The organism is Caballeronia sp. M1242 (genome assembly GCF_017220215.1).
GTDB lineage: Bacteria > Pseudomonadota > Gammaproteobacteria > Burkholderiales > Burkholderiaceae > Caballeronia.
This window is the reverse complement of the sequence record NZ_CP071130.1, coordinates 810,418-828,460: the sequence shown is the minus strand read 5'-3', so window position 1 is coordinate 828,460 and position 18,043 is coordinate 810,418. Positions and strand designations below refer to the sequence as shown.

Below are 18,043 nucleotides of genomic sequence, written 5' to 3'. Positions count from 1 at the left end.
CGGTTTCGCAACCACCCCTAGAATGTGTCGATGACCGCCGACTTCACATCGCCCGGCGACGCTCTCGCGGGCTTTCATCCCGCTGTCGTCAACTGGTTCCGCGCGCACTTCGCAGCGCCGACCGCCGCGCAGGCGCGCGCGTGGCCGCTCATTCATGCCCGCCGCTCCACGCTCGTCGCAGCGCCCACTGGTTCGGGCAAGACGCTCACCGCCTTTCTCGCCGCGCTCGATGAGCTCGTGCGCGACGGCATCGCGGGCGGCGGCGTTTTGCCCGACGAAACGCGCGTCGTCTATGTCTCGCCGCTTAAGGCTCTGTCGAACGACATCCGGGTGAACCTCGAAGAGCCGCTTGCGGGCATTGCGCGCGAGTTGCGGGAGATGGGCGCGGCCGCGCCGGAGATTCGCGCCGCCGTGCGGACCGGCGACACCACGCAGCAGGAGCGCAACGCGGTGAAGAAGCGACCGCCGCATATTCTCGTGACGACGCCGGAATCGCTCTACGTGCTGCTTTCGTCCGACTCCGGCCGCGGCATGTTGTCGACCACGCGCACCGTGATTGTCGACGAAATACACGCCGTGGCGGGCGGCAAGCGCGGATCGCACCTGAGCCTGAGCCTGGAGCGGCTCGACGCGCTGTGCGAGGAGCGCGGCGCGGCGCCGTCCGTGCGCGTCGGGCTCTCGGCGACTCAGAAGCCTATCGAGCTCGTCGCGAAGTTTCTCGCGGGGGAAGGCCGTTCCTGCGACATCGTCGACGTGGGGCACGCGCGCGCACGCGATCTCGCGCTCGAACTTCCGCCGATGCCGCTCGAAGCGATCATGTCCAACGACATGTGGGAGCGCGTCTACGACCGGCTCGCGGAGTTGTCCGCGCAGCATCGCACGACGCTCGTCTTCGTGAATACGCGGCGCATGGCCGAGCGCGCGGCGCGGCATCTGACGGACCGGCTCGGCAAGGAGGCCGTCGCGGCGCATCACGGAAGCCTTGCGCGGGAGCATCGGCTCGACGCGGAACAGCGTCTGAAGCGCGGCGAATTGCGCGTGCTGATCGCCACCGCTTCGCTGGAACTGGGCATCGACATCGGCGATGTGGATCTTGTATGCCAAATCGGTTCGCCCGGCTCCATCGGCGCATTTCTGCAGCGCGTCGGGCGTTCGGGGCACCATGTCGGCGGCGTGCCGAAAGGACGGCTTTTTCCGACTTCGCGCGATGACCTCATCGAATGCGCCGCGCTCGTCGACTGCGTGCGGCGCGGCGAGCTCGACGCCCTCACGGTTCCGCGCGCGCCGCTCGACGTGCTCGCGCAGCAGATCACCGCCGAGGTGGCGTGCCGCGAGTGGGGCGAGGATGCGCTCTTCGAGCGTATCCGCCGGGCGTATCCGTACGCGACGCTGGACCGCTCGCGCTACGACGCCGTGCTGCGCACGCTGGCCGAAGGCTACACGGGGCGCCAAGGCGTGCGCGCCGCTTACGTGCACCGCGATGCGGTCAGCCGCACGCTGCGCGCCCGGCGCGGCGGCAAGCTCACGGCCGTGACGTCGGGCGGGGCGATTCCCGATAACGCGGATTTCGCCGTGTTGCTCGAGCCGCAAGGCTTGCAGGTCGGCACGGTCAACGAGGACTTCGCCGTCGAGAGCCTTGCCGGCGACATCTTCCAGCTCGGGAATACGTCGTACCGCATCTTGCGCGTGGAAGGCGGGCGCGTGCGCGTCGAGAACGCGAACGGCCAGCCGCCGAACATTCCGTTCTGGCTCGGTGAAGCGCCGGGCCGCAGCGATGAGCTTTCGTTCGCGATCTCGCGATTGCGCGCGGACATCGATGCGCGCCTCGCATCGGGCGACAGCGCGCGCGCCGAATCTTGCATGCCTAATGCTGCATGCAAGATGCAAGATGCCGAAACGCGCGTCGATACCACGGTCCGCTGGCTTGCCGACGAAACGGGCATCGGCACGGAAGCGGCGCGGCAAATCGTCGAGTATCTGGCCCGCTCGCGCGCGGCGCTTTCCGTTCTGCCGACGCAGGACACGCTCGTCATGGAGCGGTTCTTCGACGAATCCGGTGGCACGCAACTCGTCATTCACGCGCCATTCGGCAGCCGCGTGAATCGCGCGTGGGGACTCGCCCTGCGCAAGCGGTTCTGCCGCACGTTCAATTTCGAGCTACAGGCGGCGGCGACCGAGGACGCGATCGTGCTGTCGCTGACCGGTAGCCATAGCTTCATGCTCGACGACGTGTGGCGCTATCTGAAATCGGCCACCGCCGAGCATGTGCTGATTCAGGCGCTGCTCGACGCGCCGCTTTTCGGCGTGCGCTGGCGGTGGAACGCGACCAACGCGCTCGCGCTGCCGCGTTACGCGGGCGGGCGCAAGGTCGCGCCGCAATTGCAGCGGATGAAGAGCGAGGATCTGCTCGCGGCCGTGTTTCCGGACCAGGTCGCGTGCGCGGAAAACGTCGTCGGCGAGCGCGACGTGCCGGCGCATCCGCTCGTCCAGCAGACCATCGACGATTGTATGCACGATGCAATGGACAGCGACGCGTGGCTCGCGCTCCTGCGGCGCATCGAGGCGGGCGACGTGCGGCTCGTCACGCGCGACTTGCCTGCGCCATCGCCGCTCGCCGCCGAGATTCTGTCGGCGCGGCCGTATGCCTTCCTCGACGACGCCCCGCTCGAAGAACGCCGCACGCAGGCCGTGCTCGCGCGTCGCTGGACCGATCCGCACTCGACGGACGATCTCGGCGCGCTCGATGCCGACGCCATCGCGAGCGTGCGGGCAGAAGCGTGGCCCACCGTGACGAGCGCCGACGAAATGCACGAGGCGCTGACGAGTCTCGCCGCGGTGACGGACGCCGAAGCCGCCGCGAGCGACGGCTGGCCTGCATGGCTCGACGCGCTGGCCCGCGCCGGCCGCGCGACGCGCCTGCAGATTGCCGAGCACGACGGCTTGTGGACGCCCGTCGAGCGACTCTCGCTGCTGCGCGCCGTCTATGAACGCGCGCCGATGCACCCGCGCCTCACGCCGCCGCCCGGCTTCGACGCGGTGTGGACCGCCGACGACGCGCTCGTGGAAATCGTGCGCGCGCGGCTGTCAGACTTCGGCCCGCTGACCTTGGCGGAGATCGCGCGGCCGCTGGCGCTGCCGGCATCGTCCGTCGCGGTCGCGTTAACGCGCCTCGAATCGGAAGGCTATGTGATGCGCGGCCATTTCATGCCGAATGCATCGGGCACATCCGGCGTCGATGAACAGTGGTGCGAGCGCCATCTGCTCGCGCGCATTCATCGCTATACGGTGCGGCGGCTGCGTCGCGAGATCGAGCCGGTCGAGCGGCAAGACTTCATGCGCTTCCTGTTCGAGTGGCAGCGCGTCGCGCCCGATGCGCGTGGCGAGGGTCGCGACGCGTTGCTCGCCGTGCTCGAACAGCTCGAAGGCTTCGAGGCGCCCGCCGTCGCGTGGGAGGACGAGATTCTGCCCGCGCGCATCGCGGATTATTCCGGCATGTGGCTCGACGAGATTTGCCGCGCGGGCAAGATCACGTGGTCGCGTCCGGCGGGACGCATGCGCGCTGCGGGTGGTCCCGTGCGCGGCACGCCGATCGTGCTGCTGCCGCGACGCGCGCTCGCGGCGTGGAACGCGCTGATGCGCCCGGACGAAGCGCCCGCGCTGTCGTCGCGTGCCGAGCGCGTTTTCGATGCACTGTCGGCGCACGGCGCGATGTTCTTCGACGAACTGCTCGCCGACACGCGCATGCTGCGCACCGAACTGGAGGACGCGCTCGGCGAACTCGTCGCGCTCGGTCTCGTAAACGCCGACAGCTTCGCGGGCCTGCGCGCGTTGCTCGCGCCCGCCGCCAAGCGCAACGCGATCTCGCGGCGCACGCGCAGACCGGGCGGCGGGCTTTTCATCGGCGGAATGGACGATGCAGGCCGCTGGGCGCTGCTGCATCGCGCGAGCCCCGATCATGACGGCGGCGATGCCGAGCACGTCGCGCTTACCTTGCTTCGGCGCTACGGCGTCGTGTTCTGGCGGCTGCTCGAACGCGAGGCGCAATGGCTGCCGCCGTGGCGGGAGCTGCTGCGCGTCTATCACCGGCTGGAAGCGCGTGGCGAGATACGCGGCGGGCGTTTCGTGGCGGGACTCGCGGGCGAGCAGTTCGCGCTGCCCGAGGCGGTGCCGCTTTTGCGCGAGATGCGCAGGCGGCCAAAGGAGGGCGCATTCGTCGCGTTGAGCGCGGTCGATCCGCTGAACCTCGCCGGAACGCTGCTTCCGGGCGACAAAGTGCCGGCGCTGGCGGGCAACCGCGTGCTTTATCTGGATGGTGTGCCGGTCGGCGCGGTGATCGCGGGAAAGACGCATGTTTTCGGCGACGCCGACGCGCCCATGCGCGAGCGCGTGCGTCTTGCCCTCGTCAAACGAAGCGCGCGGTCGTTGGGCACGTCGTCCGCGCGTCAGATGGCAGTTCCCGACTGAGCGCGTTGAATCACTTCGATACCAGCCTGTGAACGAACGGTCCCGGCTGCTGCACGGGCACGTCTTTCACGGGCACGCCGGGGTAATCGACCACGCGCTGCGGGTTTGCATGCAGAATGCGGAACGACGAACGCATGCGCTCGCGCGCGCCACCGGCGATGCTGGCCATCGCTTGCCGGTCCAGCTCGACGCTGTCGGCGAGGTCCCTGATCTTGATGACAGCCATGACTGCTTCTCCTTGATGAGTGCCGCGTCCCATTGAGTATAGGAAGCAACCGGGCGCGTGGTTGCGTCTAACAAAAGCCAACGGGCGACGAAAGGCCGAAGCCTTTCGCCGCCGACGCTCTTGGGGGGCGCTTGTCGTTGGCGATGCACGTGGCGCATCAGAACACTGCGGCCTTCAGATTCGCGAACTGCTTTGGATCGACGTTGATGGACGGCGCGCCGAAGTTCGCGCCGATTACGCCGACGTCATTGAGCGTGTTGACGTTCACGTTCTGCAACTGCGAGATGTTCTGCAGAATGCCGACGTTCACGTTGACGTTCGCATACGGACCGTAGGCTTGCCCGCCCGTGACGGCGGACATCGCGCGGCAGTCCAGCTCCTTGCTGTGGGACAAGTCCCGTACGACGATGGACGACATGATGGTGCTCCTCGCGAAGAGATTCGTAGGTCAGGCGCGCAGCATGCCCAGACCGCCGCCGATGTTGATGTTGCTCGAGTTGCTGGCGGTCTGGACCGGCTTGACCTTGGCATCGATGTCGCTCGCGAACGCGACGTTCACGCCGTTCTGGCTGGACGTGTTCTGCTCTTGCTGCACCATTTGCTGCGTGTTGAACGAGAGCGACGTCTTCGAGAAGTCGAAGCTCGGCACGAAGTAGCCCATGCCGCCTCGCACGGCGGACATCGCGCGGCGATCGAGTTGTTCGGCGATGGGCAGGTCTTTGATGGTCAGCGTCTTCATAGCGGTTCTCCTTGGGTGCGCATGGCGCGTTCGGTTGCGGATTCGAGCAACATGTCTGCTCGGGCCAGTTCAACGCATAGGGTGTGCCAAGCGCTGTGTGTCGCGGCAGAAAACGCTGGAAGTGCCTTGTTTCATGGGCTTTTGCGAGAATCGCGCGTCGAGCAATTGGGCATCAAACGAGGAGGCGAAGGCTCGTCGATGCCGCGCCGAACCCAACAGCCGAATGAATTGTGTCGGTCTGCGAAAGACATGTGCGCGATGCCGCGCATCGGATAAAACGCCATTTGCTTAAGCCGGATACGAAGGCTAGTATCGAACGAACCACCGGCGTTTGTTACGACAAGTGCATGGCCGGCCGACCACGTTCATCCGGAGCCGCAACGCGTCGCACAGATGACTAGCTTTCAAGAATCGCTTCGCGCATACCGGGGCGAAGGCGGGTCGCGCGACGCGTTCTTTGCGGGGGTCGACGGCGCACTGGCCGCCGAGCGCAGCCCGCCCGCGCGGCTCATGCAGATCCTCGACGAAGCCCACGCGGCTAATCCTTTGCCGCCGGATATCTATGCCGCCATCCGCCGCCGTATCGAGCACACGGCGCGCACGCGCTTCGAAGGCGAACCCGGTACCGCGTTCGAGCCGGGCCATGACGAAACGCGCATGCGCGCGCCGCCGGACTTTCCGCCTCCGTTGCCGCCGCGCGTGACCAACGCCCCGGGCGCGGGCAGCGACCCGAGCGGCGCGACATCGGGCCAGGCGACGCAAGTGCTCGCGGACACGGAACAAGTGAAGGGCGTCGGGGACACGCTCAATAATCGCTTCGTGCTCGAGGAATGTCTCGGTATAGGCGGGATGGGCACCGTCTATAAGGCGCTCGATTTGCGCAAGCTGGAGGCGTCGGACAGGCGGCCGTATGTCGCCATCAAGGTGCTGAATCTGCAGTTCCGCGGCAACCCGAAGTCGCTGATCGCGCTGCAACGCGAAGCCCGCAAGGCGCAGCAGCTCGCGCACCGTAATATCGTCACCGTGTACGACTTCGACCGCGACAACGCCATCGTCTATCTGACGATGGAATATCTGTCCGGTCAGCCGCTGTCTAAAATGCTTCGCACGCCGAACTATAAGGGCATGCCGTTCGAGCAGGTCTTTCCGCTCTTCAAGGGCATGGCGACCGCGCTCGCCTACGCGCACGAACGCGGCTTCGTGCATTGCGATTTCAAGCCCGCGAACGTGTTCGTGACCGATGCGTCGGAAGTGAAGGTCATCGACTTCGGCATCGCTCGGGCGATTCAGCGGCCGGAAGAGGAAAGCGAAGCCACCGTGTTCGATCCCGGCAGCCTCGGTGCGCTCACGCCCGCGTACGCAAGCCCGGAGATGCTCGAACATCGCGAGCCCGACCCGCGCGACGATATCTACGCGCTCGCCTGCATCACCTATGAGCTACTGACCGGCAAGCATCCGTTCGACCGTGTTCCGGCGACGCAGGCCAAGAGCGCGGGCATGAAGCCGCAGCGTCCCGAGCAACTCGGCAACAAGCAATGGAAGGCGCTCAAGGCGGCGCTTGCGTTCGAGCGCGAAGCGCGCACGCCGACTGTCGCACAGTTTCTCGATGAGATCAGCGAGGAGTTGCCAGCCGCGTCGCGATCACCGAAGGCGATGCCCGCGCGCTTGCCGACAGCCGTGATCGGCGCGGTCGCGCTCGCGCTGATCGGAGGAGCAGCGTATTACGTCGTCGCGCACAAGAAGGGCGGGAATGCGCCGCCTGCCGTCGCGGTCGCTCCGCCGACACCCATGCCGACGCCCGAAAAGCCCGCGATCACGCCCGCTATCCCCGCCGCCACGACGCCGACGCTCACGATGGCCGCCGTCACGCCGGTCCTTGCGAGCGTGCCGTGCTCGGCGCTCGTTGCGTCGGTTCACGACCAGACCGTCGACGTGCAAGGGTTCGTGTCGGAGCAATACGGCCTGACGCAGTTGAAGGGCGCGCTCGGGCGCGTGCCGGGCGTCAGGACGACGAACTTCGGCGTGCAGCCGGTCGCCGACGACAAGTGCGATCTGCTCAAGGTTCTCGGCCCGTACTGGACGACCAACCGGCAATCGGGCCGGCCCGCGTCCGTGCATACGCGATCCAACCAGACGCGGCTGACCGAAGGCGATCCGCTGATCGTCGAGCTGATGACTCCCGGCTTCGATTCGTACGTGAATGTCGATTACTTCATGCTCGACGGCAGCGTCGTGCATCTGCTGCCGAACGCGCATGCTCGCGACAATCAGGCGCCGCCCGGCTATACCGCGACGCTGGGCAGCATGGGCGACTGGGTGGTCGGCAAGCCGTTCGGCGCCGAGATGATCGTGCTCACGGTCGCGCCCGCGCCGCTTTTCGACGCCCCGCGCCCCGACAGCGAGGCGAAGCCCGAGTATCTGCGCGCGGTCGACAAGCGGCTCGCCGCGCTCGCGGCCCGTTACGGTCGCGAGCGGGTGGCCGTCGATATCGTTCAGATCACGACGCAGCCGAAGAAGTGAGCGTTAGCTTTGCGGCTTCTCGACCGCAGCCTTCAGTTCCTGCAACGCTTCCTCCATGCGCTTGCTCACGAGCGCATAGGCTTCGGCCTGCGTCTGCTGCGTGGTGCGCGCGATGTCCTGCATGTCGGCGAGCGCGTTGTGCAGCGCGCGCTGCACGACCTCGTTCGCATTGAACGGCGGCTTGCCCGACGACGACGCGATCTGCTTCGCGATGGACTCGAGATCGCCCAGCGTGCGGCGCAGGATTTCGAGCTGCTTGTCGCGCAACGCCTCGATGCCGCCGAACGCGACGCGATTGGTCGCCGCGAGCGCCTCGACGTCCTTGCGCCGCGATTCCATGATGGCGGTGACGTCGAACCCTGGTAGCTGATACTGCTGGAACATGGCGGCAAACTGGCTGAACGGATCGCTGAATTTTGATTGATTCATCTTGCCTCCCAGGTTCATTCGGACAAGCGCGGGCGCGATTCGATGACCGTCGCCTTCACGCGGCAGTGCGCCGTTTGCCGCCGTTTTAATACGAGCGGCCGGCTCCTGATACTACCAATATACGTGTCCGAAATGGGGCAAGGGAAAACACCAGATCGCGCAACGGACGACTTGATTCAGGTCAAATGCGGCTCGCCGCAAACGACCATCATAAGAATGAAGAAGCCGCACGAGGCGGCGTGGAGATAAGCGATGGTCAAAGCCGAAGCGCGCATCGTCGCGGCGGCGATCGCGGTTTTCGTGGCGCTCGCGGGCATCATGGTCGCGTTGCACGGCCTTGTCTTCGACAGGCAGGCCGCGCTCGATTACGGCGCGCTCGCCGTTCTGATCGGCGTCACGTCATTCGCGGTCCTCTTGATGCCGATGCCCGAAGACCACGCCTGACAATTTTGCCGACCTCGGCGTGCGCCGCGTCAGAAGTATTCGTCGCCGGCGAATACGCTGTGCTCGGCCTTGATTTGCGCGCGATCGACGCACTGCACATGCCAGCGGCCGACGCGCGGGTTCGACGCGCCCTCCGCATACCACAGCACGCGCCCGGCGACGCCTTCGGGCGGGCCGCCGGGCGCTTCCACATCGAGTTCTTCAAGCTTGCAGACGGGCTGCTGCGCATGCGGATGGCAGATCAGCGTGCCGTCCGCCGCGGAACTGAGTCCACCCCAGTCCGGCACATCCACCGACAGATGGCCTTCGCGCGACCAGCGGCGAGTTTCCTTGTCGAGCCACAGGATGGCATAGGCGGCGGGTGGCGCGCCTTCGAAACCATCCAGCTTGACGGTAATACGCATGACATCCTCCATGAAACGAGTTTCGACGGGGCGGACGCTGACTGCGTTAGCGGCGTGTTGTGGGTTGCGTCGCTGGAGCTTCGAATCGGGTTCGACTATGCGCGAGACATTGGGTTCACGGGCCATCAAAAGCAAGTCCGGTGCCGATGTCGTGAAACTTCACGCGCGCGTGCTCCAAGCATAGTCTCGGCCGTTGACGCTTTGACGACAACCGTCATATTCGCGTGGAAATCCCTATGTAGACGAGCGCCGGATGAGTGCGCCGTGCACCACTGCGTCCGGTTCGCGCCCGGAATCGGACTTTCGCGAAAGATAGACGGCATAACGAACGATCGTCAGACGTGCGCGAGCCGCGCCCGGTCGACAATATGCAAACGCCGTCCGGTGAGTTCGATGGCGTGCTCGCGTTGCAGCTTCGACAACGCCCGGCTCACCGTTTCGAGTTCCAGTCCGAGATGGCTCGCTATATCGGCGCGCGTCATGGGTAGCAGCATGTCTGCGCAATCGTCTGGGGCAAGCCGTGACGACAAATCGAGCAGGAATGCGCCGACGCGTTCGCGCGCCGGCAACGTGCCGAGCATCAGCGCGAGCCGTGCCGCGCGCACGATTTCCACGCTCATGATGGCGAGCAGCGCATGCTGCATCCGCGCATATTCACGGCACAGCGGCTCGAGAATGCCGACAGGCATGATGCGCACGACGCTATCTTCGAGCGCGACGGCGTCGCTCTGATGACAGCCGGTGCAGATGCCATCGAGCCCGAGCGTTTCGTCTGCCAAATGAAAAGCGGTGACCTGGGCGCGCGGGGCGGTGTCGTCGGCGGCGGGCAGGCAGACGGCGACGCTCTTGAAACTGCCGGACTGCACCGTATAGAGGCTTCGAAGCGGCTCGGCGGCGCAATAGAGCGCGTCGCCGCGAACGACTGAACGAGTCGGAAACGCGATGCCGTCGGTGTCCGCAAAGTGCACATGCAGGGCGGCGGGCCGACGCGCGTCGGCGGAATCAGTAGCGGTGACCATGCCCGTTCTCCTGCAAGTTCCACGCTTCCAGTATGGTCTACGCCGCGCGCAACGGGAATGCATCAATTCGCAACGGCATCGGCCAGCGGCAGGACGATCCGCGCCTCTGCGCCGCCGCCTTCGCGTGGACGCAGTTCGAGCGTGCCGCCGTGCAGCCGCGCGATGCGCTCCACAATGGCGAGTCCGAGGCCCGTGCCCTTGGGCTGTCCTTCGCCGCCGCCGCGCTTGAAAGGCTGCTTGAGCGACTCCGCGTCGTGCGTGCCGAGTCCCTTGCCGCGATCCTCCACGACGATGCAGACGCTGCGCGTGTTTTCGTCCATCCACGTGCGCACGCCGAGCCCGACGACGCCATACAGCACCGCGTTTTGCATCAGATTCATCAGCATGCGCATCATGCCGATGGGACGGAACGCGAACGGCGGTATGTCCCCGAGCGACAGCGCGAACTCGTGGCCGAGACCCGCGAAATCCGCGGCGAGGTTCGCGACCAGCGCATTGATGTCGCCGACGACAGGCGACTCTTTCGCGCCGCTGCCCGCGTAGTCCATGAACTGCTGGAGGATCGTGTCGATCTGGTCCAGATAGCCTTCCGCCGATGCCGCGAACGATGCGTCCACCGACGGCACCGATGACATCGCCATGGCGAGGCGCAGCTTGGTCATCGGCGTGCGGATGTCGTGCGAGATGCCGGCGAGCATCAGCGCGCGCGTGGCCTCGGCTTCGGCGAGCGCCGCTGTCATGCGATTGAACGCGGCGCTCACCTGCGCAATCTCGGTCGGGCCGTCGGTCGGCAACACGCCCGGCTCGCCGCCCGCGGACAAACGCCGAGCGGCATCGGCGAGATCGGCAAGCGGGCGGTTCAGGTGGCGTTGGATCGCGTACGCCGTCGCGATGGCGAGCGCGCCGAGCCCGAGCGACAGCAAAAGCGTCGTGGTCAGCCCGTCGTCATGCGCGGCTTCCGGCACGGGAAGCGCGATCCAGCGCGGCTCACCTGCGATGTGCACGCGAATCCACAAGCGCTGCTGCGCATCGGCGGATGTCTCGGCGCCTTGCCAGCGCACGGGCATGTCGGCGGGCAGATGACGACGCAGGCTTTCGACGAACGTATCGCGCTGATACGTCCGATAAAAGCGCAGCCACGAGCGAGGCGGCTCCGTGTTCGCGCTCGAAGGCAAATCGGCGCGGGCGTCGAGACGTGACGTGCCGGCCGGCATGTCGCGCAGCACCGTATCGAGTGTCTCGATGTAACTGGCGAACGTCGCGGCGGCCCGCTCGATGCGCGGCGTCTGGATGAAGTGCAGGAGCACGGCGAGCGCGCAGACCTGACTCACCGCGACGAGCGCGACGAGCAGCAGCACGTTGCGCGCGAAAAGCGAGCGCGGCGCGAGGCTCACGGCTCGATATCCGCGAGCAGCATATAGCCGACGCCCCACACGGTCTTGATGAAGCGCGGCTTGGCGGGATCCTCTTCGATCAGTTGACGCAGGCGCAGCACCTGCACGTCGATGCTGCGGTCGAGCGCGTCGTGTTCGCGGCCGCGCGTCCGGGCGATGAGGTTATCGCGGCTCACCGCGCGATTCGGCGACGATCCGAGCGCGTTGAGCAACTGCATCTGCGCCGAGTGCATCTCGAACGGCTGGCCGCCGCGAAAGAGGCGTTGCTTGCCGAGATCGAGCCGGAAGTCGCCGAAGCGAATGACTTGCGTGGTCAACGTCGGATCTCCTGCTGCGATTTTCTGGCGACGCAGCAGCGCGCGCACGCGAGCGACGAGTTCTTGCGGCAGAAACGGCTTGGCCAGATAGTCGTCCGCGCCGGTTTCCAGTCCGACTACTTTGTCGACCGGATCGCCCTTTGCGGTGAGCATGAGGATGGGCAGCGTATGGCCTTCGGCGCGCAAGCGGCGGCACACGGAGAGGCCGTCTTCCGGTTCCATCATCCAGTCGAGCACGAGCAGGTCGTACGGTTCGCGCTGAAGATAACGGTCGAGGCGCTTGCCGTTTTCCACGACGCGCACCTCGAACCCTTGCGACGTGAGAAACCGCTGAAGCATGTTGCGCAGTTCGGCTTCGTCATCGAGCACGATGATCTTCGGCGCGGTTTCCATGACATGGCCCCGGTCAGCGTTGCGCGGCGTGCTCGCGCATGAAGGCTTCGATCTGCGGCAGCGTCACGTAGCCGTTTTTCTGCGCGTCGATCTCGTCGAAGTGCTTCGCGACCATCGGCATGCCGGTGGATGCCTGATCGCGCGTGAGCTTGCCGTCATGCGTGACGTTCGCTTGCGCGAAGCGCGTTTGCAGCATCTGCATGCCGCGTTCGACGCGCGGCGAGACGCCCATCGGCTGCGTCGCGGTCTGCGCGAACGCGGGAGCGGAAAGAAGGGCGAGGCATGTGGCCAATGAGGCAATTGAAGCGGCAATCTTCTGCACGACGTTCTCCTTGTCGAGATGCAAAGCGAAGTAATCGGTGACAGAGATTTTTATTGAGGCGCGCATCGAAGGCAATCACAGCGGCGCTACGAATCATGTCGAGATATTTCGTGGTCCGCAGTCATGCGCCGCGCCGACATACGGCGACACAAGTTGCCGCTAACGCTTTCGTTTCTCCTTTGGCTATCGTTGCTCGGGTCGCGCCTTCAGCGATTCAAACCATCGATACGAAAGGACATTACGATGAACATCCGTCTGCTCAGTCTTTCCGCTGCCGCCGCTTTCACGTTGACCTGCACGCAGAGCGCGTCGGCGGGAACGGCCGTTCAGGTCTCCTACGTCGCGCCAGCCGTGGTCTATGCGCCGCCGCCGCGTCCGGTCTACTACTACGCGCCGCCCGCGCCGCCTTACTACTATGTGCCCGCACGCACGGTCGTCGCCGTGCCGGTCGCGCCGCCGGTTGCAGTGATCGCGCCGCCGCCGCCGCCGATGAAACCGCCGGTCGTGGTCGTGAGCGCGCCGGTCCGCGTGTACGCGCCGCCCGTGCGCGTCTTGTATGCGCAGCCGGTCGTGGCCGCGCCGATGGTCGTCGTGCGTTGACCGCGATGCAATGAGCATAGTGCATTTCGCCCGCGCCATGCGAACGCGCGGACGCGGGACCGATGCTTGCGCTCAAGCCTGCGAAGACGCATCCACGGCTTCTATACTGAATGGACCACGTCGGCGCATTAGGTTCGTCGCGTGGCAATCGTCAGAAGGAGGGCCGAGCCATGTTGTTCATCGTCAGTTGGACCGCGCTGCCCGAAGTCCGCGAGCGGGCAGCGGAGCGGTTTCTTCAGAACGCCGGCGCGCCGCCGGACGGCGTCCGATTGCTCGGGCGCTGGCACGGCATCGGGTCGATACACGGCTTCGGCGTGGCAGAGAGCGACGACATCGAGCCGGTCGCGCGATGGGCGTACGAATGGTCCGATCTGTTCACGCTCGACATCATGCCCGCACAGACGGATGAACAGCTCGGCAAGCTGCTCGCCGACGCGGCCGGGCGGCGTTAGACGTTTTCGCGGCGAAATCGGGGATACCCCGGACAGGAGACAAGCGTGACGCAAGCCACTACCAACGAACCGTGCATCATTTCCGTCGCCATTACGGGGTCGGTGCCGCGCAAGAAGGACAATCCGGCGGTCCCCATCACGATTGCCGAGCAGATCGAAAGCACCCACGAGGCGTACGAAGCCGGCGCGACGCTCGTGCACCTGCATGTGCGCGACGAAGAAGAGCGGTCGAGTTCGGACCGGCATCGCTTCGAAGAACTACAGGACGGCATCCGCAAGCATTGCCCGGACATCATCATTCAGTTCTCGACGGGCGGGCGCGGACGATCGTTCGAGCAGCGCGGCGCGATGCTGGACCTGAAGCCGGATATGGCGTCGCTTGCCACGGGCTCGGTGAACTTTCCGACGATCGTGTACGAGAATCCGCCCGACTTCGTGCGCTCGCTCGCGCAACTCATGCTCGATCACAACGTGAAGCCCGAAATCGAAGTCTTCGATCTGGCGATGCTGTACAGCACGGTCGATCTGGTAAATCAAGGCTTGCTCAAGAGGCCGGTCCATGTGCAGTTCGTGCTCGGCGTGAAGAACGCATTGCCGGCGCGGCGCGAGATTCTCGAGTTCGAAGTCGAGCAACTGAAGAAGCATTTGCCCGACGCAACGTGGGTGGCGGCGGGCATCGGGCGGCATCAGCTCGAAGTGAATCATTGGACGCTACAGATGGGCGGCCACTGCCGGACCGGTCTCGAAGACAACGTCCGCTGGGACAAAGACACGCTCGCGAAGAGCAACGCGCAACTGGTGAGCCGGGTGGCGTCGTTGTGCGCGGAGTACGGGCGTCCGGTGGCGAGCGCGAAGGAGGCGCGCCGGTTGCTTTCGCTCTAACGGTTCGCGCTGAGACGGCTTGAAGATACGGCGGGCGCCCGCGAGCGTCGGGTGCCTCGCCGGACTCAATGCCAACGACGCGGAAGCCAATTGCCAGAAAATCTGCCTTACAATCGTCGTCTACCCTGACAAGCTGTCCAGCGTGAACATGAACGAGCGTAAGTCGCCCGGCTTGGCCGACCGCATCTACAGCGACATTCTCAACAGCATTATCGAAGGCGAGTTCAAGGAAGGCGACCGGCTCATGACCGAGCACGCGCTCGCGGACCGCTTCGCGACTTCCCGGCCGACCGTGCGCGAGGCGCTGGCGCGTCTGCGCGCCGACGGCATCATCGTGACGCGGCGCGGCTCGGGCACGACCGTCGGCCGCCGCCCGGATCCGGACGTGCGGCGCTTCGCCCCGCTCGAAACGCTCTCCGACATTCGCCGCTGCTACGAATTCCGCATCGTCACGGAGGCGGGCGCGGCGGAACTCGCGGCGCAGAAAGCCGATGACGACGATCTTCACGCCATCGAGCAAGCGTGGAATCAACTGGAGCGCGTGGTGGAAGCGCAGCAGGGCATCGGCGCGAGCGATGACTTCGCGTTCCATCTCGCAGTGGCGCGCGCATCCAAGAACCAGTTCTTCATCAGCGCGATATCGTTCATCGAAGAGCAGGTTGTCTTCAGCATGAATCTCTCGCGCAATCTGTCGCTTGTGAAGACGCTCGAACGGCAGCGGCTCGTGCAGCGTGAACACCGCGATATCCTCGAAGCCATTCGCGCACGCGACTCCGCTCGCGCCGGTCAGGCGATGAAAACGCATCTTGCTGGCGCCCTGGAGCGCATGTTCGGCAACTAGATGTCATACGACTCTCGTCGGCGCATGCGGGAAAACGCTGATTAACGCTTTGGTCCGTGAAGTTGTTTGACAACTTGATACCGCCTTTGCTAGCTTCCACGCACGGTCAGCCCATGCCAAGCGAGGCGTCATTCATGAAAGTCGAACCGATCACCGTCAGTGAGTTCTCCCAAAGCGTCATGGCCGTGCCGCCCCTTGCGCGGCGGGGCGACTATTCGCTCGACGAGGCTCAGAACCGCGCGCTGGTGGCGCATATCGAAGCTGGCGGCGTACGCGCGCTGCTGTACGGCGGCAATGCCAACCTCTATCACGTCGCAGTGAGCGAATACCGTGAGTTGCTCGACATGCTGGCGCGAATCGCCGGGCCGCAAACGCGCGTCATTCCGGCGATAGGCCCCGACTACGGAAAGATGCTCGATCAGGCGCGCATTCTTGCGCAGACCGACTACCGCACCGCGATGGTCCTGCCGCTCGCAGGATTCACCACGCCGCAGGGCGTCGCAACGGGCCTCAGGCGGCTGACTGATATCGCGGGCATGCCGTTCACGCTCTACATCAAGAGCGAGGACTACATCGACGTCGATACGCTCGCGGCGCTCGTCGCCGACGGCACGCTGCTCGCCGTCAAATATGCGATCGTGCGTCCCGACCCGTCCGATGATCCGTTCCTGCGGCGGCTTCTCGACAGCGTGCCGGCGTCGCAAGTGATATCCGGTATGGGCGAGCGGCCCGCGCTGCTCCACACGCGCGACTTCGGCCTCGCCGCCTGGACGACCGGCTCGGGTTGCATCGCTCCGCACGCCGTGATGGGGCTGCTGCGCGCCGCGAAGGCCGAAGAGGCGGGCCAAGCGCAGCATCTCTACGACCGCTTTCTTCCGCTCGAAACACTGCGGGACGACATCTCGCTGATACGCGTGCTGCACGACGCCGTCACGCTTTCGGGCATCGCGGACATGGGTCCGATCCTGCCGCTCCTTTCCGCAACGCCTGAGCATGCGCTGCCCGCCGTCGAGCGCGAAGCGCGGGCTCTGCTGGCATTCGACCGCACGCTGGCAGGAAACGCCGGTTAAAAGAAGTAAAACAAGCGGGGTAACGGCGCGCTCCGGGTATATCCCGACAGCCGGCCGCAACGCCGCGCCACCACGCATGAAACTGCCTTTCTATGCTGCAAGGAAACAGGGAAAGCCACTGCCGATTTGCTTGACATACGATGATTCGGTTGGCTATTTTTCAGCTTCGTGAGCTAATAACGATGCGAGGGCGCCGACCGACAGACCAAGAGACAGCGCACCGAGCACGATCAGAACGAAGCACGAACAGGCCGGCGATCGACTTCATCGACAGAATCGACAAGCGACCGGACCTCGTCCCAATAGCGGTTGCGAGAGAAGTGAGGAGACAACATGGCTTTCAAGGCAGGACTGTCAGTGAAACTGGCGGCGCTGTGCGTCGCCGTGAGCGCGGCGTTCGCGACGAGCGCGGCTCAGGCGGCAGACCCGGTGGCGATCAACATCGTGGACGTCGCCGGCAATCTTCAACTGACGCAGAAGGGCTTCGAAGCGTTCAAGGCGAAGTACCCGGACCTCGTGTCCAGCATCACGTTCACCAACGCGCCCGCGCCGCAACTGCCGGGCAAGATCAAGGCGATGCAGGCGGCAGGCCGCTCGGACATCGACCTCGTCGTGACCGGCACCGATGCGCTCGCCGCCGGCATCCAGCAGGGCCTGTGGGAAAAGCTGCTGCCCGAGCACGCCGCCGTGTTCCCCGGCGTGCTGGACAAGTACGCGCCCGGTCCGCGCAAGATGCAGGACATCGCGCAAGGCTACGGTCTCGAAGTGACCTACATGCCCGCCGGCCCGCTGCTCGAATACAACCCGGCCAAGGTCAGCGATCCGCCGAAGACGCCGGATCAGTTGCTCGCGTGGTGCAAGGCGCATCCGAACAAGCTGATCTACGCGCGTCCGGCCAACTCCGGTCCGGGGCGCACGTTCCTGATGGGCCTGCCGTACGTGCTCGGCGACAAGAATCCGATGGACCCGGTCAACGGCTGGGACAAGACCTGGGCGTTCCTCAAGCAGCTGAACGACTGCATTCCTTACTACCCGGGCGGCACGTCGGCCGTGATGAAGGAGCTGGGCGAAGGCACGCGTGACATGACCGTTACGGTGACCGGATGGGACATCAATCCGCGCGCGCTCGGCATCGTGCCGGCTGAATTCAAGGTGCAGGCGTTCGACAACATGACGTGGGTGAACGACGCTCACTACATGGTCATTCCGAAGGGCGTGCCGAAAGAAAAGCTCGACGTGCTCTACAAGCTGATGAACTTCATGCTGGAGCCCGCGCAACAGGCGCTGACGTACGACGACGGCTATTTCTATCCCGGCCCGGCAGTCAAGGACGTGCCGCTGTCCGCCGCGCCCGCGAAGAGCCAGGAAGTGATTCAGAAGTTCGGCCGCCCCGAGTACGCGAAGCTGCTGGCTGACAGGCCGCACGTCGTGCCGCTGAATGCGCAGGCAATGGTCGCCGCGTTCCAGAAGTGGGACCGCGAGATCGGCGCGCAGAAGACGAAGTAAGCACATCGCACTCGCAGGGCT

Annotated in this window: 18 protein-coding genes; 9 read left to right on the top strand and 9 right to left on the bottom strand. The window is 65.3% G+C overall.

Features of this window, described 5'->3' with window-relative positions:
• The first annotated feature begins 30 nt into the window (after positions 1-30).
• Positions 31-4,464: a DEAD/DEAH box helicase gene (locus tag JYK05_RS17300; RefSeq protein WP_206468408.1), complete on the top strand. Its 4,434-nt coding sequence runs from the start codon at positions 31-33 to the stop codon at positions 4,462-4,464.
• Between the two features lie 10 nt (positions 4,465-4,474).
• Here JYK05_RS17300 and JYK05_RS17295 read toward each other — a convergent pair whose 3' ends face one another.
• The 3 genes from JYK05_RS17295 to JYK05_RS17285 form a co-directional block, all read right to left on the bottom strand.
• Complete coding sequence (locus JYK05_RS17295) at positions 4,475-4,690, bottom strand: hypothetical protein (RefSeq protein WP_206468405.1); 216 nt, start codon at positions 4,688-4,690, stop codon at positions 4,475-4,477.
• A 157-nt stretch (positions 4,691-4,847) separates the two neighbouring features.
• Positions 4,848-5,108 carry a hypothetical protein gene (locus JYK05_RS17290; RefSeq protein WP_206468403.1) on the bottom strand — a complete coding sequence of 87 codons (261 nt, stop codon included), beginning with the start codon at positions 5,106-5,108 and terminating at the stop codon, positions 4,848-4,850.
• A 30-nt stretch (positions 5,109-5,138) separates the two neighbouring features.
• A complete protein-coding gene (locus JYK05_RS17285; RefSeq protein ID WP_206468402.1) occupies positions 5,139-5,429 on the bottom strand; it encodes a hypothetical protein in 291 nt (96 codons plus the stop codon).
• A 393-nt stretch (positions 5,430-5,822) separates the two neighbouring features.
• Here JYK05_RS17285 and JYK05_RS17280 point away from each other — a divergent pair, with 393 nt between their 5' ends.
• Positions 5,823-7,949 (top strand): serine/threonine-protein kinase, encoded by a 2,127-nt coding sequence (locus JYK05_RS17280; RefSeq protein ID WP_206468401.1) that lies wholly within the window; start codon positions 5,823-5,825, stop codon positions 7,947-7,949.
• Between the two features lie 3 nt (positions 7,950-7,952).
• Here the strand turns inward: JYK05_RS17280 and JYK05_RS17275 are convergent, their stop codons facing one another.
• A complete protein-coding gene (locus JYK05_RS17275) occupies positions 7,953-8,378 on the bottom strand; it encodes a phasin family protein (protein ID WP_175941815.1) in 426 nt (141 codons plus the stop codon).
• Positions 8,379-8,630: 252 nt separating this feature from the next.
• Between JYK05_RS17275 and JYK05_RS17270 the strand changes: the two genes are divergently transcribed.
• Positions 8,631-8,822, top strand: coding sequence for a DUF2964 family protein (locus tag JYK05_RS17270; RefSeq protein ID WP_175941813.1), 192 nt, complete (start codon positions 8,631-8,633; stop codon positions 8,820-8,822).
• 29 nt (positions 8,823-8,851) lie between these two features.
• Here JYK05_RS17270 and JYK05_RS17265 read toward each other — a convergent pair whose 3' ends face one another.
• The 5 genes from JYK05_RS17265 to JYK05_RS17245 form a co-directional block, all read right to left on the bottom strand.
• Positions 8,852-9,352 (bottom strand): DUF3564 family protein, encoded by a 501-nt coding sequence (locus JYK05_RS17265; protein ID WP_371826430.1) that lies wholly within the window; start codon positions 9,350-9,352, stop codon positions 8,852-8,854.
• 209 nt (positions 9,353-9,561) lie between these two features.
• Positions 9,562-10,245 (bottom strand): Crp/Fnr family transcriptional regulator, encoded by a 684-nt coding sequence (locus JYK05_RS17260; RefSeq protein ID WP_206468400.1) that lies wholly within the window; start codon positions 10,243-10,245, stop codon positions 9,562-9,564.
• A 62-nt stretch (positions 10,246-10,307) separates the two neighbouring features.
• On the bottom strand, positions 10,308-11,639 hold the full coding sequence (locus tag JYK05_RS17255; RefSeq protein WP_206468399.1) for an ATP-binding protein: 1,332 nt from the start codon (positions 11,637-11,639) through the stop codon (positions 10,308-10,310).
• Positions 11,636-12,349, bottom strand: a complete 714-nt coding sequence (locus JYK05_RS17250) for a response regulator (RefSeq protein WP_206468398.1) — start codon at positions 12,347-12,349, stop codon at positions 11,636-11,638. Before JYK05_RS17250 ends, JYK05_RS17255 begins: the two co-directional genes overlap by 4 nt.
• Before the next feature lie 13 nt (positions 12,350-12,362).
• Positions 12,363-12,671 carry an EF-hand domain-containing protein gene (locus JYK05_RS17245; RefSeq protein WP_371826429.1) on the bottom strand — a complete coding sequence of 103 codons (309 nt, stop codon included), beginning with the start codon at positions 12,669-12,671 and terminating at the stop codon, positions 12,363-12,365.
• 243 nt (positions 12,672-12,914) lie between these two features.
• Here JYK05_RS17245 and JYK05_RS17240 point away from each other — a divergent pair, with 243 nt between their 5' ends.
• The 6 genes from JYK05_RS17240 to JYK05_RS17215 all read left to right on the top strand — a co-directional run bounded on the left by JYK05_RS17240 (position 12,915) and on the right by JYK05_RS17215 (position 18,022).
• The gene (locus JYK05_RS17240; protein WP_206468397.1) at positions 12,915-13,271 is read left to right on the top strand and encodes a hypothetical protein; all 357 of its coding nucleotides are present in this window, start codon (positions 12,915-12,917) and stop codon (positions 13,269-13,271) included.
• Positions 13,272-13,441: 170 nt separating this feature from the next.
• Positions 13,442-13,723 carry a DUF3303 domain-containing protein gene (locus tag JYK05_RS17235; protein ID WP_206468396.1) on the top strand — a complete coding sequence of 94 codons (282 nt, stop codon included), beginning with the start codon at positions 13,442-13,444 and terminating at the stop codon, positions 13,721-13,723.
• 45 nt (positions 13,724-13,768) lie between these two features.
• Entirely contained in the window at positions 13,769-14,605 is an 837-nt protein-coding gene (locus JYK05_RS17230) for a 3-keto-5-aminohexanoate cleavage protein (RefSeq protein WP_175941799.1), read from the top strand.
• Between the two features lie 148 nt (positions 14,606-14,753).
• Entirely contained in the window at positions 14,754-15,446 is a 693-nt protein-coding gene (locus JYK05_RS17225) for a FadR/GntR family transcriptional regulator (RefSeq protein ID WP_206468395.1), read from the top strand.
• A 134-nt stretch (positions 15,447-15,580) separates the two neighbouring features.
• Entirely contained in the window at positions 15,581-16,516 is a 936-nt protein-coding gene (locus JYK05_RS17220) for a dihydrodipicolinate synthase family protein (RefSeq protein WP_206468394.1), read from the top strand.
• A gap of 333 nt (positions 16,517-16,849) precedes the next feature.
• On the top strand, positions 16,850-18,022 hold the full coding sequence (locus tag JYK05_RS17215; RefSeq protein WP_206468393.1) for an ABC transporter substrate-binding protein: 1,173 nt from the start codon (positions 16,850-16,852) through the stop codon (positions 18,020-18,022).
• Positions 18,023-18,043: the final 21 nt, after the last annotated feature.